Source organism: Actinoplanes campanulatus (genome assembly GCF_014647795.1).
GTDB lineage: Bacteria > Actinomycetota > Actinomycetes > Mycobacteriales > Micromonosporaceae > Actinoplanes > Actinoplanes campanulatus.
In genome coordinates, this window is the sequence record NZ_BMPW01000018.1 from 221870 (window position 1) to 235342 (window position 13473).

Annotated in this window: 13 protein-coding genes; 7 read left to right on the forward strand and 6 right to left on the reverse strand. The window is 67.4% G+C overall.

Annotation, left to right across the window (positions count from 1 at the left end; translation table 11 throughout):
• Positions 1 to 27 precede the first annotated feature (27 nt).
• Entirely contained in the window at positions 28 to 1245 is a 1218-nt protein-coding gene (gene serA / locus IEZ13_RS31490; protein WP_183224780.1) for a phosphoglycerate dehydrogenase, read from the reverse strand.
• Between the two features lie 276 nt (positions 1246 to 1521).
• Positions 1522 to 2448, reverse strand: coding sequence for a phosphotransferase (locus IEZ13_RS31495; protein WP_183224779.1), 927 nt, complete (start codon positions 2446 to 2448; stop codon positions 1522 to 1524).
• A 120-nt stretch (positions 2449 to 2568) separates the two neighbouring features.
• Between IEZ13_RS31495 and IEZ13_RS31500 the strand changes: the two genes are divergently transcribed.
• Positions 2569 to 2754, forward strand: a complete 186-nt coding sequence (locus tag IEZ13_RS31500; RefSeq protein WP_183224778.1) for a hypothetical protein — start codon at positions 2569 to 2571, stop codon at positions 2752 to 2754.
• Between the two features lie 97 nt (positions 2755 to 2851).
• The gene (locus tag IEZ13_RS31505) at positions 2852 to 3715 is read left to right on the forward strand and encodes a DMT family transporter (RefSeq protein WP_183224777.1); all 864 of its coding nucleotides are present in this window, start codon (positions 2852 to 2854) and stop codon (positions 3713 to 3715) included.
• Here the strand turns inward: IEZ13_RS31505 and IEZ13_RS31510 are convergent.
• Together IEZ13_RS31510 and IEZ13_RS31515 are read right to left on the reverse strand one after the other, a co-directional pair.
• Complete coding sequence (locus tag IEZ13_RS31510; protein WP_183224776.1) at positions 3687 to 4817, reverse strand: HAMP domain-containing sensor histidine kinase; 1131 nt, start codon at positions 4815 to 4817, stop codon at positions 3687 to 3689. The two genes, IEZ13_RS31505 and IEZ13_RS31510, sit on opposite strands and share 29 nt — an antisense overlap.
• Complete coding sequence (locus IEZ13_RS31515) at positions 4814 to 5470, reverse strand: response regulator transcription factor (RefSeq protein ID WP_183224775.1); 657 nt, start codon at positions 5468 to 5470, stop codon at positions 4814 to 4816. Before IEZ13_RS31515 ends, IEZ13_RS31510 begins: the two co-directional genes overlap by 4 nt.
• 123 nt (positions 5471 to 5593) lie before the next feature.
• On the opposite strand from IEZ13_RS31515, the gene IEZ13_RS47000 reads away from it, so the two are divergent.
• From IEZ13_RS47000 to IEZ13_RS31530, 4 genes are read left to right on the forward strand one after another with little or no spacing between them, the layout of a single operon-like run.
• Positions 5594 to 6157, forward strand: coding sequence for a hypothetical protein (locus IEZ13_RS47000; protein WP_229795289.1), 564 nt, complete (start codon positions 5594 to 5596; stop codon positions 6155 to 6157).
• Entirely contained in the window at positions 6154 to 7212 is a 1059-nt protein-coding gene (locus tag IEZ13_RS31520) for a peptidoglycan-binding protein (protein WP_229795291.1), read from the forward strand. The genes IEZ13_RS47000 and IEZ13_RS31520 overlap by 4 nt, the downstream gene beginning before the upstream one ends.
• Entirely contained in the window at positions 7209 to 7868 is a 660-nt protein-coding gene (locus IEZ13_RS31525; RefSeq protein WP_183224773.1) for an ABC transporter ATP-binding protein, read from the forward strand. Before IEZ13_RS31520 ends, IEZ13_RS31525 begins: the two co-directional genes overlap by 4 nt.
• 1 nt (position 7869) lies before the next feature.
• Complete coding sequence (locus IEZ13_RS31530; protein ID WP_183224772.1) at positions 7870 to 9054, forward strand: ABC transporter permease; 1185 nt, start codon at positions 7870 to 7872, stop codon at positions 9052 to 9054.
• A gap of 35 nt (positions 9055 to 9089) precedes the next feature.
• Here IEZ13_RS31530 and IEZ13_RS31535 read toward each other — a convergent pair whose 3' ends face one another.
• Positions 9090 to 9965: an SPFH domain-containing protein gene (locus tag IEZ13_RS31535; RefSeq protein ID WP_183224771.1), complete on the reverse strand. Its 876-nt coding sequence runs from the start codon at positions 9963 to 9965 to the stop codon at positions 9090 to 9092.
• A 292-nt stretch (positions 9966 to 10257) separates the two neighbouring features.
• On the reverse strand, positions 10258 to 11100 hold the full coding sequence (locus IEZ13_RS31540; protein ID WP_183224770.1) for a hypothetical protein: 843 nt from the start codon (positions 11098 to 11100) through the stop codon (positions 10258 to 10260).
• Positions 11101 to 11337: 237 nt separating this feature from the next.
• On the opposite strand from IEZ13_RS31540, the gene IEZ13_RS31545 reads away from it, so the two are divergent.
• Complete coding sequence (locus tag IEZ13_RS31545) at positions 11338 to 13374, forward strand: hypothetical protein (RefSeq protein WP_183224769.1); 2037 nt, start codon at positions 11338 to 11340, stop codon at positions 13372 to 13374.
• Positions 13375 to 13473: the final 99 nt, after the last annotated feature.

A 13473-nucleotide genomic window follows, 5' to 3' on the forward strand; every position in this document is an offset into this window, starting at 1 on the left:
GTCAGGCGGTCTCGAACCGCTGAATCGTCAGTTCAGAACGCGCAGGCGGACGGTCTGCTCCATGGCGCGGAGCTGGTCGAGCACCTCGTCGCTGTAGCCGCGGGCGATGTCGGTGATGAGGTAGCCGAACTCGCCGCGGGTGCTGAGCATCTGGCCCTCGACGTTGACACCGTGCTCGGCGAGGATCCGGTTGACCTGTGCCAGCACGCCCGGCGTGTTCTTGTGCATGTGCACGATGCGGTGCATGCCGGGCAGCTCGGGCAGGGTCACGCCGGGCAGGTTCACGCTGAGCGTGGTGTTGCCGTCGGTCACGAACTTGGCCAGCTTGTTCGCCACGAAGCCGCCGATGTCGGACTGGGCCTCCTCGGTCGAACCGCCGATGTGCGGGGTGAGGATCACGTTCGGCAGGCCGCGCAGCTCGGACAGGAACTCGTCGCCGCGGCCCTTCGGCTCGGTGGGGAAGACGTCGACCGCGGCGCCGGCCAGGTGGCCGCTCTGCAGCGCGTCCCGCAGGGCCAGGTGGTCGACCACGATGCCGCGGGACAGGTTGAGGAACAGGCTGCCCGGCCGCATCTTGGCGAACTGCTCGGCGCCGAAGAAACCGGCGTTGCCGGGCCGGCCGTCCACGTGCAGGGTGACGATGTCGCTGGACTCGAGCAGCTCGTCCAGGCTGGCGCAGCGGTGCGCGTTGCTCAGTGCCAGCTTGTCGGCGGTGTCGTAGAACGAGACCGACATGCCGAGGTTCTCCGCGAGCACCGACAGCTGGGTGCCGATGTTGCCGTAGCCCACGATGCCGAGGCGGCGGCCGCGGATCTCGTGGGCGCCGTCGGCCGACTTGTCCCAGACGCCGGAGTGCATCAGCGTGTTCTTCTCGGCGAGCCGCCGGGTCAGCGCGATGATCTCGGCGATCGCCAGCTCCACCACGGAGCGGGTGTTCGAGAACGGCGCGTTGAAGACCGCGACGCCACCGGCGGTGGCGGCCGGCAGGTCGATCTGGTCGGTGCCGATGCAGAACGCGCCGATCGCGACCAGGCTGTCAGCCGCCTCCAGCACCTTCGCCGTCACCTGGCTCTTGGACCGGACACCGAGCAACTGCACTCCGGAGATGCGGTCGATCAGCTCGACCTCGTCGAGCGCGTTGCGCAGGGACTCGACCTGGAATCCGTCCTCCTCGAGCCGGGAGACGGCGTCGGGGTGGATGCTCTCGAGAAGCAGGACACGCACCTTGGGCTGGTCGATCATCATCTTCCGTTCCATGTTTCGGTTGGCCGCCCGGGCCGCCACGCCGAAGCCCAGTTCAGGGCGTCCAGCCTAGTCCTCCGGCATGCCGGGTCCGGTGCGGTGTGCTTGAGGTCCCATCTACCGGTCAACCCCGTAACTGTTACGGGACGGCCGCGGGTGTGGTTCAGTCCGGTTTCACGGCCGTGACGCTAACGGGTGGACCTTTCTTTTTCCTTGCGCATGATCCGTTCCTTGGCCTTGCGCGGGATCCGTTCTTTTCCCAGCGCCGGCTCCGTTGCGTCAGTCGCCGAGGGCGTCGCGCAACCAGGGCAGCAGGGCGTCGCCCTGGAAGCGCTGGAAGGCGCGGACCGTCGGCAGGCCCGGTGGTGGCGCGAGGCGGGAGCGGTGCTGGAAGTAGGCGGCGGCGCCCGCGAACACGCCCACCACGGCGTCGTGGTCGACGCCGCCGAGCAGCGGGCCGGGATCGCCGCCGTGCACGATCACGTTGATCGCCAGCAGCACGGAGTCGAGCCAGGCGGGGCCCACGCAACCCCACGGCCAGTCGATGAAGACCAGCCGGCCGTCGGCCCGGACCAGGATGTTGTCGGCCCGCAGGTCGGCGTGCACCATGGTCTGCCCGCTGGACAGCGCGGCGATGCCGTGGGCGGCGGCCGCGCGCAGCGCGCCGAGCCGGCGTGCGGCCCAGGGGTCGAGGTCGTCCGGCGGCGCGGCGGCGATCAGGTCCCACGAGGCGAAGTCGGCGGCGAGCCGACCGGCCGCCGTGGGCAGGCCGGGCACCGGCGCCGGGGTGAGCGCGGCGGCCAGGTCGCGCAGCGCGGCCGCGGCCGCGTCGATCTCCCCGGCCACCCACGGGACGCGCGGGTGGGCGCCCGCCACGTCCTCCAGCACCAGGACCACCCAGGCGCCGTCGTCGAAGCCGCCCAGCATCCGCGGCACCGGCGCGTGCTCCGGCAGGGCGGCGGTGATCCGCAGCTCACGCCGGGCGAGGTCGGCCGACTCCTGGTTGAGCGCCGGGGTGACGGCCTTGACGAAGGCCCGGGCTCCGGACGCGGTGCGGACCCGGTCGGCGGTGCCGGGGGAGAAGCCACCCGGCTGGGAGGCCGCCGCGACGACCCGGCCGCCACCGATGATCTCCTCCACCGCGTGCTGGACCGAGCCGGGCAGATCCGCCCAGCCGATCCGCGTGCCACCCGCCGCCGTCGTCATGCCGGGGATCGTGGCAGGCCGTGGACGACCCGCGAAACAGATTTTCGCCAGCTGTGGACAAGGTCCCGGCGGCCTGTGGACGAGCGTGGAACTGTCGTACCCGTGGGTGAGGATGCGGGCATGAGCGAGGCGTACGTGAGGCGATACGGAACCGGGCGGCGGGCAGCCCCGCGGGTGGCGGGGGACGCGCGGCGGGAGGCGGCCCGCCGCCGGGCACACGGCATGGTGGAGCGCAACGCGGCCCGGCTGGCCCGGGCACGCGCTGCGGCGCGGCGGAGCCGGGTTATCGCCGACGATTCCGGGTAGATCCTGCCGGTTCAGAGCGATCCGGTGCGGTCGGTGCTCGGTATCGTCGATGGTAAGGACCGGTCTTGGTCGGCCGCGCGACAGCGAGGTGGGGGCGATGGGATCGCTGGGGTGGGCCGTCGTGCTCTCCGTGCTGTCCGCGGCCGCCTACGCCGGTGCCGCGGTGGCGCAGGAGAGGCTGGCCGGGCGCGGGCATCGCGGCCGGTCCCGGTGGGCGGTCGCGCTGCTGCTCACCGCGGCCGGGGTGGCGCTGCACGTGCTGGCGCTGAATTTCGGCACGGTCGCCGTGGTGCAGGCCCTCGGCACGCTCACCCTGCTGTTCGCGCTGCCCATCCAGGTGATCCGCTATCACACCCGGCTCAGCCGGGCGGCCTGGCTGGAGGCGGCCATGACGGTGGCCGGGCTGGCGCTGATCCTGTCGCTGTCGGTGGAGTCGGAGGCCCCGGCGCTGCTGACCGAGCCGGCGGTGGAGGTGGTCGGGGCGATCACCGCGGGAGTGGTGTTCGCCTGCTCGCTGGCCGGGTGGCGGTCCGGTCCGAGGATGCGGGCGGTGCTGCTGGCGGCGGCCGCCGGGGCGGCCTTCGGGATCGCCTCGGTGCTGTCCAAGGCGGTGCTGGCGGCCTTCACCACGGGCGGGCTCGCGGCGGTGTCGGTGACCGCCGCGACACTGGTCGGCGCGTTCTCGGTCACCGGCTACGCGATCGGCCAGCTGTCCTATCGCGGGGCCGGGCTGGCCGCGCCACTGGCCACGGTGAGCGTGACGAATCCGCTGGTCGCGGCGTTCGCCGGCGCGCTCCTGTTCGAGGAGAGGGCACGGTTCGGGGCGGCCGGGCTGGTCGCCGTGGGCGCCGCGGCGCTGATCATGGGGTGGGGCGTGGTCGGTCTGGCGCGGCGGTCCGCCGCCTCGTCCGGGACCGGAGTCCCGGAGCCGGTCAGGGGGCCCGGGGGAGAAGGACGGTGACGATCAGCCCGCCCTCGTCGCGGGCGTCGGCGTGGACCCGGCCGTGGTGGGCCTCGACGACCGACTGGACGATCGACAGGCCCAGCCCGGCGCCCGGCCCGGCCAGGCGTTCCCGGTGGTAGCGGCGGAACGGCTGGAAGAGGCCGGGCACCTCGTAGCGGGGGACCACCGGGCCGGAGTTGGCGACCCGCAGCTCCACCCAGCCGTCCGGCCGGGTGCGGGTGGACACCTGCACCCAGCCGTTCTCCGGCACGTTGTGCCGGACGCCGTTCTCCACCAGGTTCTGCACCAGGCGCTCCAGCAGCACCGGGTCGCCCAGCACGGCGGCCTCGCCCGGTTCGGCGACGACCTTGACGGTGTCCGCGACGGCCACGTGGTCGACGATGTCGGCGAGGTCCACGTAGGAGCGCTCGCTCACCTCGCGCTCGGAGCGGGCCAGCAGCAGGAGGCCGTCGATCAGCCGCCCGTGCCGTTCGTTGATGGCGAGCAGCGTGGCGCCGAGCTGCCGCACCTCGGGTGAGGCGGTCTCCGGCTCCAGCGCCACCTCGAGGAGTGTCCGGTTCAGGGTGAGCGGGGTGCGCAGCTCGTGCGAGGCGTTCGCGATGAACCGCCGCTGCCCGTCGAGCGACCGGTCCAGCCGGGCCAGCATCAGGTCGAACGTGTCGGCCAGCTGCTTCAGCTCGTCGTTCGGCCCGTCCAGGGCGATCCGCTCGTGCAGGCCACGGTCGGCGGCGGGGGACTCGGCGATGCGCCGGGCCGTCTCGGTGATGGTGTGCAGCGGGTGCAGCATCCGCCCGGCGATCAGCCAGCCCAGCGCGATCGTCGCGGCGCTCACCACGGCCAGGGCGATCGCCCCCTGGGTCAGCACCGTGTACAGGGTGCCGGCCTGGAAGCCCTCGACGGTCTGCCGGGTGACCGCGTCCGGGGGCGGGGCGCCCACCCCCGCCTCCATCTTGACCGACTCCCCGGCGAAGTTGCCCTCGAACACCATGGGCGCCCGACGGTCGATCAGGATGTAGATGACCGCCAGCAGCACCATCCCGGCGGCCACGAACAGGCCGCCGTAGACGAGGGTGAGACGGCCGCGCACGGTGAGTCTCATCGGATCCGGTACCCCACTCCCGGCTCGGTCAGCACCACCGGGGGATCGCCCAGTTTGCGGCGCAACTTGAGGATCGTCATCCGGACGGCGTGGGTGAACGGGTCGGCGTTCTCGTCCCACGCCTTCTCCAGCAGCATCTCGGCCGACACCGCGGTGCCGTCGGCGCGCAGCAGTTCGGCCAGCACGGCGAACTCCTTGCGGGACAGCGGCACGTACCGGCCGTCGCGGTGCACCTCCCGCCGGTACGGGTCGAGGCTGATCCCGGCCCGGCGCAGCACCGGCGGAGCGGCCGGCCGGGCCCGCCGCCCCAGGGCCGCGACCCGCGCCGACAGCTCCCGGAAGGCGAACGGCTTCGGCAGGTAGTCGTCGGCGCCGAGGGCCAGCCCGGACACCCGGTCGTCGATCCCGGCCGCGGCGGTCAGCATCAGCACCCGGATGTCGGCCTTGCGCTCGGCGAGCACCTCGCACACCTTGTCGCCGTGCACCACCGGCACGTCCCGGTCGAGGATCACCACGTCGTAGTCGTTGACGTCGATGCGTTCCAGCGCGGACCCGCCGTCGTAGACGACGTCGACCGCGTGCGCCTCCCGGCGCAGCCCCTGTGCCACCGCGTCGGCGAGCAGGGGCTCGTCTTCCACCACCAGGATCCGCATGCCTCCATCTTGAACCGGTTCGCTGTCAACTCGGCGTCATCGTTTTCCGTGACGGCCGGGATACGCGCTCACCGCTTGACTTCGGTGCGTGGCGGCCGACCGGCCGCCGGCTGAGGAGACGAGATGAGAACCAGGACGGTGCTCGCGATCGGCGTCCTGCTCGCGGCGATGACGGCGGGATGCGCGCCGGGCCAGGACGACGATCCGGCGGTGGCCACCGCAGCCAGCGGCGATCCGGGCCCGGTGAGCAGCGCGGCGGCCGACAACGGCCCCGACCCGGACGCATCGCTCAAATACGCCAAGTGCATGCGCGAGCAGGGGCTGGAGTGGTTCCCGGACCCGAAGGCGGACGGCCGGATGGAGGTCGCGGTCCCGCAGACCGTCGACATGGACGCCATGCAGAAGGCGGAGAAGGTCTGCAAGAAGTTCCTGCCCAACGGCGGCGAGCCCCCGCCGCGTTCCGCCGAGGACATCGAGCAGGAGCGCAAGTTCTCCCAGTGCATGCGCGACAACGGGGTGAGCAACTACCCGGACCCGAACGAGAACGGCGAGATCGCCATCGACGGCTCGAAGCTCGGCACCGGACCCGGCGACCCCACCTTCGACGCCGCCGAGAAGGCGTGCGCCAAGTACCACGACGGTCAGGGCATGCGCAGCGAGCACCACGAAGGGGGCGGAACGACGTGAGCCGGAAATGGACGACAGCCGCGGTGGCGGTGGTCCTGGTGACCGGCGGCGCGGCCGCCTTCCTGCTGGCCGGCGGCCTGCCGGAGACCGAGGGCAACGGTGCGCGGGCGAGCAGCGCCGCCACCACCACGACCGCGGACGTCACCCGGCAGACACTGATCGACAAGGAGCGCCACGACGGCTCCCTCGGGTACGGCGACGCCGTGGGCCTCGCCACCCGGCTGTCCGGCACCGTGACCTGGCTGCCCGCCGAAAGCGCCACCATCAAGCGGGGCAAACCGCTCTACCGGCTCGACAACGACCCGGTGGTCCTGCTGTACGGAACCCTGCCGGCGTACCGCGCGCTCTCCCCGGGACTCGACGGCCCCGACGTGAAGCAGTTCGAGAGAAACCTGTGGGCACTCGGCTACCGCGGCTTCACCGTCGACGGCGACTACACCTCGTCGACGGCGGCCGCGGTCGAGGACTGGCAGGAGGATCTCGGTCTGGACGAGACCGGCACCGTCGAACTGGGCCGCATCGTCTACGCCACCGGCGCGATCCGGGTCGCCGACCGGTCCGTCGAGGTCGGGGCGACCGCCCAGCCCGGCACCGAACTGCTCACCACCACCGGAACCGGGCGGGTCGCCACTGTCGAACTCGAGATGAGCGACCAGCGGCTGGCCAAGAAGGGCACCAAGGTCGACGTGACCCTGCCGGACGGCAAGGCGGTCACCGGCCACATCATCGACGTGGGGACCACCATCGAAACGGCCGACAACCCCACCGAGGAGGACCGGACCACGATCAATGTGACGATCGGGTTCGACCAGGCTCCACAAGGCCTGGAGGAAGCCTCGGTGGGCGTACAATTTGTCGCCTCTCAGCGGGAGAACGTCCTCACCGTGCCGGTCAACGCCCTGCTCGCGCTCGCCGAAGGCGGATATGGGCTGCAGATCGTCGACGGCGCCGGCAGCCGCATCGTGGCGGTCGAGACCGGCCTGTTCGCCGACGGCCGCGTCGAGATCACCGGCGACGGCCTCACCGAGGGCACGAAGGTGGGTGTCCCGGCATGAGCCCGGTCATCGAGCTGGCCGAGGTCACCAAGAGCTACCCGGGCGGGGTCCACGCGCTGCGGTCCGTCGACCTCAGCGTCGACCAGGGTGAGCTGATCGCCATCGTCGGCCCGTCCGGCTCCGGCAAATCCACCATGCTGAACGTCATCGGCACCCTGGACCGGCCCACCACCGGCACCGTCCGCATCGACGGGCACGACGTGGCACGGCTCTCCGACCGGCAGCTGTCCGCCCTGCGGGCGAGCCGGATCGGATTCGTCTTCCAGTCCTTCCACCTGGCCCCCGGCCGTGACGCGGTCGCCAACGTCGCCGACGGGCTCCTCTACGCCGGGCTGCCGAAGAGGGAACGGGAACGGCGTGCGGAAGCCGCCCTCGTCCGGGTCGGTCTCGGCGACCGGCTCGGACACCGCCCTCACCAGCTCTCCGGCGGCGAACGGCAGCGGGTCGCCGTCGCCCGCGCCGTCGCCGGCGACCCCGCGGTGCTCCTCGCCGACGAACCTACCGGAAACCTCGACACGGTCTCCGGCCAGGGCGTCATGGACCTGCTGCGGGAACTCAACGCGGCCGGCACCACCGTCCTGGTCATCACCCACGACCACGACATCGCCGGAACCCTGCCCCGGCAGGTGCCGATGCGTGACGGGCGGGTGGTCTGAGATGGCTCTGCTCCGCCCGGCCCGGCTACGCCCCGCCGACCTGCTGCGCCTCGGCGGCTACGGCCTCCGTTCCCGGCCGCTGCGGGCGGTGCTGTCCGCGCTCGGCATCGCCATCGGCATCGCCGCGATGGTCGCCGTCGTCGGCATCTCCTCCTCCAGCCAGGCCGACCTGGACCGCAAACTCGCCGCCCTCGGCACCAACATGCTGCGGGTCTCGCCCGGCCACACCATGATGGGCGACGACGCCACCCTGCCCGACGACGCCCTTTCCATGATCAAAAGGGTGGGACCGGTCATCGCGGCCACCGCCACCGGCAGCGTCACCGACACCCCCGTCTACCGCAGCGACCGGATCCCCGAGCAGGAGACCGGCGGGCTGTCCGTCCTCGCGGCGCAACTCGACCTGCTCGAGACGGTCGGCGCCACGGTGGCCGACGGCGCCTGGCTCAACGCGGCCACCGCCAGGTACCCGGCCGTCGTGCTCGGCTCCGGCGCGGCACGCCGCCTCGGCGACGTTCCGACCGTCTACATCGACGGCCGCTGGTACAGCGTGATCGGCGTCCTCGACAGCGTCCCGCTCGCCCCCGAACTCGACACCGCCGTCCTCATCGGCTGGGACGCCGCCAGGTCGTACCTCGGCTTCGACGGGCATTTCACCACCGTCTACACACGGGCCGTGGAATCCCAGATCGAGGCCGTCAAGGCCGTCCTCGGGCGGACCGCCAACCCGCAGAGTCCCGAGGAGGTCGACGTCTCCCGCCCTTCCGACGCGCTCGTCGCCAAACGGACCGCCAACGCCAGCTTCACCGCGCTGCTGCTCGGTCTCGGCGGCGTCGCCCTGCTCGTCGGTGGCATCGGCGTCGCCAACACCATGGTCATCTCCGTGCTGGAACGCCGCTCCGAGATCGGGCTGCGCCGCTCCCTCGGCGCCACCCGCGGCCAGATTCGCACCCAGTTCGTCTCCGAGGCCCTGCTGCTGTCCCTGCTCGGCGGCGCCGGCGGCGTCCTCGGCGGATTCGCGGTCACCGCCGTCTACGCCGGCACCCAGGAGTGGCCGACCGTCATACCACCCTGGGCGATCGCCGGTGGGCTCGGCGCCACCCTCGCCATCGGCGCCGTCGCCGGCCTCTACCCGGCCATCCGGGCAGCCCGGCTGGCCCCCACCGAAGCGCTCGCCGCCGCCTGACCAGGTCTTGCGGTTTCGATCTCCTCGCGGCCCGCTCAGTCCGACTGGACCGGGCGGGTCAGCGAGACCGAACCGCCCATGCACAGGCCCGGCTCCTTGCCCAGCTTCTCGGCGATCTGCAGACAGCGCGCCACCTGGTCGACACTCGCATCGGTGCGGGTGATCTCCGCCCGGGTCTTCGCGTTCGCCTTGTCGATCTCCAGGTTCCGGGCCTCGAGGATCTTCTGACCGTACGCGGCGATCGCCTGCGTCGTCGGCTCGTCGTACCGTGGCGACTCGAACGCCACCGACTTCACCACGATCTCGTCACCCAGCGCGGTGGTCAGCGCCTTGATCAACGGATCCTTGTACGTCTTGTTCAGATCCGGTGCCGGAGCATCCCCGCTCGTCACGTCCACCGAACCCAGCGGATCGAACGAGGCGAAGATCGACGTCAGCGAACCGTTGATCTGCGGATTCACCCGGCGCTCCACGAACACCTCGAACCGGGTCTTCTCGCCCACCTCGCGGTAGGCCGCCCAGTTCTCCGGCGCCTTCTCCGACTTCGCCGACCACTCGATCTGCACCGGAATGCACGCCCGCCGCTGCGCCGCGATCGTCACCCACACACACTGGTCACCGAGATGCGCGTACGTCTGACCCGACGCGTCCCACTCGTCGATGTCCTGCCAGGGCGCCGTCCACTGCAAGCCGGCCCCCGTCGTCCGGCCCGTCGGCTTTCCCCAGCTCGTGACGATGCCCACGTTTCGCGTCGGCACCACCGAGATGCACGACCCCACGATGAACGCCAGCGACAGAAACAGACCGATACCGAACGTGGCCCACGCCCCACGGCGCACCCGATCGGCCTTACCGAACACCGCGGTGGCCAGCGCGAACAGGGCGACTGCGGCCAGAAGAACACCGAACACGAACAACGAAATCAGAACTCCTGATCCATCTTCACCTCGTTTGACAACGAAGATAGATCAGCAGGTCAAAGCGCGCCCGGCAGGATTCGAACCTGCGACCGACGGAGTAGGAGACCTGCCGGGCGCGTTTGATCATCGGGGTTCACCGATCCTCATGATGAGCAGGCAAGATGTCCCTGTCGGTCGATAGCCAAGTCAGCCGGGATCATGTCGACTCATCGGCGCTGATGCCGATCATGGGTAGCAAACCAGGTAACGCAGAGGCCGGGCAAACCCGGTACCCCTGGCTGTGTCAGGGTGCTTCCTCGTCGTTCGTTGGATCCGGTGAGGATGTGCGAAGAACCTTGCTGGCTGGCAACCAGGTCGTGAAGGTGTCCGTCATCCTGGTCGACTGAACGATCTTGCACTCGAACGACGTTCGTACGGCGCTTCCCTCTTGATGGATGGCCCGGCCAATAGAGTTGAGTGACGACACTGCCTTCTGGAGTTGGTCAACTACTGAGTGAAGTGTCGTCGGGGCGGCCCAGCCACCCTGGTAAGGCGTAAGGTCGATGTCGTAATGGGCGGTCTCGACTGCGCCGAACGGCCCCTCACAGTCGACCTCGAAGCGACACCGCAACGGTGATTTGCCCTGGAAGGGTTGGAAGCCGACGTCGTAGAAGAACTGACGGGTTTGTCCTGGCGGCATCACTGAGATCGGCTCGGTGAATACCGTCAGCTCGTGCAGCTTCAGTCCGTCCGACCGCACCATCTCATCTAAGGCCTTGATGCGAACGTTCCTTGCGATCGACGTTCCGATGTTTGCGATGGACAACACGAACACGCCGGGGTCGTTGATGCCAGGTGCGATGTCGACGAGGACATTGGGCTGAAGCGACTCGCGTCTGGCTTGTTGAGCCGCAGCCTCGACGGCTTCTGCCTGACTGACCTGCCGCAGCATCAGATCAACCTGTTGCTTGCCGAGCTCGACTTGCTCCTTGGCTCGGTCAGCCTGATCCTTGGCGCTCTTGGCCTGCTTTTTGGCTGCGGAGGCAGATTGTGCTGAGTAGGCGATGCCGGCTAAAGCGAGCATGGCTATAACTACGGCCGTGCGTTCGGTGTTGAACCAGCCGAGTAGGTCGGCGAGCGCATCCATGGAGCAAGATTGTAAGGAGTCTCCGCAAGGCGCCCTGTGGTGAGTGCGTTTCCCTCATAGCTAGGGGTGAGTCTACGATCCATCTATCGTGGACAACCTGCCGTCAATTGCACGACATGCTGGCAGTTTGATCATGAGTCCTTGATGCGCCCATGATAGCCGATCATAAATCGTCCGTACGGGTCAGGCGAGTTGCCCGCGTCCCACGTACTCTTTGGAGTTTGTATGAATTCAAGGATGGAGCTCCAGAGGAGCGATCGTGACGAGTTGGGATTCGTGGGCTCGTTGGTTGAATCGCGTATCTGGCCAGCAGATATTGATCGACTTAAAGAAATGCGAGTCAAGCTTGTCAAGCTTCGATCTGGTGCCCCTGGCGAAGCTTCTGACCGTAGACTGCGTGAACTTGCGGAAAATCAAGCCAATAAGTTGGCAGGAATTTTACGCAGCGCTAATCCACTCTTTATTCTTGGTAGATTCGCCGAGTGTGCCGAGTTCCAAGGGGGAGATTTCCGCGACTGGTATGAGACGCACGGCGTGCATGCACTGGTTCAGTATGCCGTGGGCTTGTCATTTGCAACAAGCGGTAATATTGATCTTTCGGCAGTTCCATCTGATGGGGATGTGCAGGAAGCATTCGATCTGGTCGCCGAGATTTTCCTGATCGAATGGGAATTGATTACTCATACTATTGGGACTAATCAACCTGAGTACGCGGCCAGAGTTCAAGGAGCTTTCAAGGTCGAGGCCCTCACGGATCGGTGGCAAGGGTATACCGTCCATCTGAAGGATATTCTTGCCGCGACACTCGGGCCGATTCGAGATGATATTACGCGCGAACTTGGGTGGTATCCTGCCATCATCCCCGAATTGGGAGTCGGGTTGGCGCGGGTTTTTCAGCGCAGGATGGACGAATTTCGGCCTGGCTTTCGTGCAGACCTTATGAGGGCTAAGCCGTCCGGGCGAGCTGTTTATGGCGAAGAAATGTCGTTACTGCTTGAAAGGCATAAAAATTTTGCCGCAGACCTATTTGTAGTGGACGCCCCTGCTCTCAGTGCTGAGATCGGCTTAAGCGTCGATACGCTAGAGGCGGCGCTTCGTGACCTGTCCTGGAATCCTGGGCAGCAACCAGAATTCTTATTACCAGCGCAGGACAACTTGGCTCGAACCTACAGCGGGGTCAAGCTTGAAGGGGGAAAGTACTTTCTTTGGATGCCATCGGCTTTGATTCAAGAATCTCATGCATGGTTTTACGACCTGTTACAGCGGCGATCTCTTGAGTCAATAAAAAAGCGTTATCTCGCGGCGCGAGATACTACTACTGAGAAGATTGCTTCGTCGACCTTGCAGCGCCTATTCGGCAAGGACAGAGTCTTCAGAAGTGCGCAGTACGATGCGCCTGGGCGTCCCGACGTCGATTGTCTCGTAGTCCTGCCAGGTGATGCGATCTTGGTTGAGTGTAAAGCGCATCTTTTGACCGCTGCCGGGCGGCGAGGAGCGCCCGGTCGATTGGCTACCAAGTTTGAGGAGCTAGTCGTCAAGCCGTCATTTCAGGCCGACAGGGCGGCGCGTCATATTCTTTCTGGAAAGCCAGTGTTTACGAGCGGAAGGAAAGTTATTCCGGTAACAGCCAATGAGGCCTCTCTTCTGCCTAGAGTTGTGATCACATATGAGCGAGTAGACCCGTTTAGTACCTATCGAGGCGCGCGTCCGGAAGTAGAACAGCCAGCTCCGTCGTGGATTATTCCGTTGGCTGATCTTATGGTCATTGCCGATCTTATTCAATCGCCGGCCGCTTTTTGGTATTATGTAAGCCATAGGTACCGGCAGTCCCAAGATCCTCGCCTCGTCGTCTTCAACGAAATTGACCTATTGGAACTATTTCTTGTCGACCTCCCCAGATTTGAGTCTCTAACGAGTCCTTCGCTATCTGCGGATGAGAGGGTGTTGATAGGTCCATGTGGATATTCCATAAACAACTACTACGCAAGTATGGCACCGGATGCGGCGCGCCGTCGGCCGGGTTTGCCGCTTCCTGCCGAGGTGCTTTCTGCTCTTGATCGGAATCTGGCCGTAGGTGATCCAGCCTGGCGGTTTATCGTGGAGGCGGTGTTGGCCGAGCCCAGTAAGACTTGGACGAAATTCAAAAACCTTAAGGCTAAGGTTGTGAAACGTGGCACGGATCATCCGATTCGCCTCGACACCGTTCAGGGCTCGCTCAATATTACGATGACCAAGTCGAGAGATTCGCTAGTAATTGACATCGGCGCGAACTGAAGTGTTATCCGGTGCGGTCAAATTGTCGATGCCGGGGGTATGCAGGGTCATTGCGTGCTGGTGTAACGGCTGGTCACGGCGTCGATGAGGTCGCGTGAG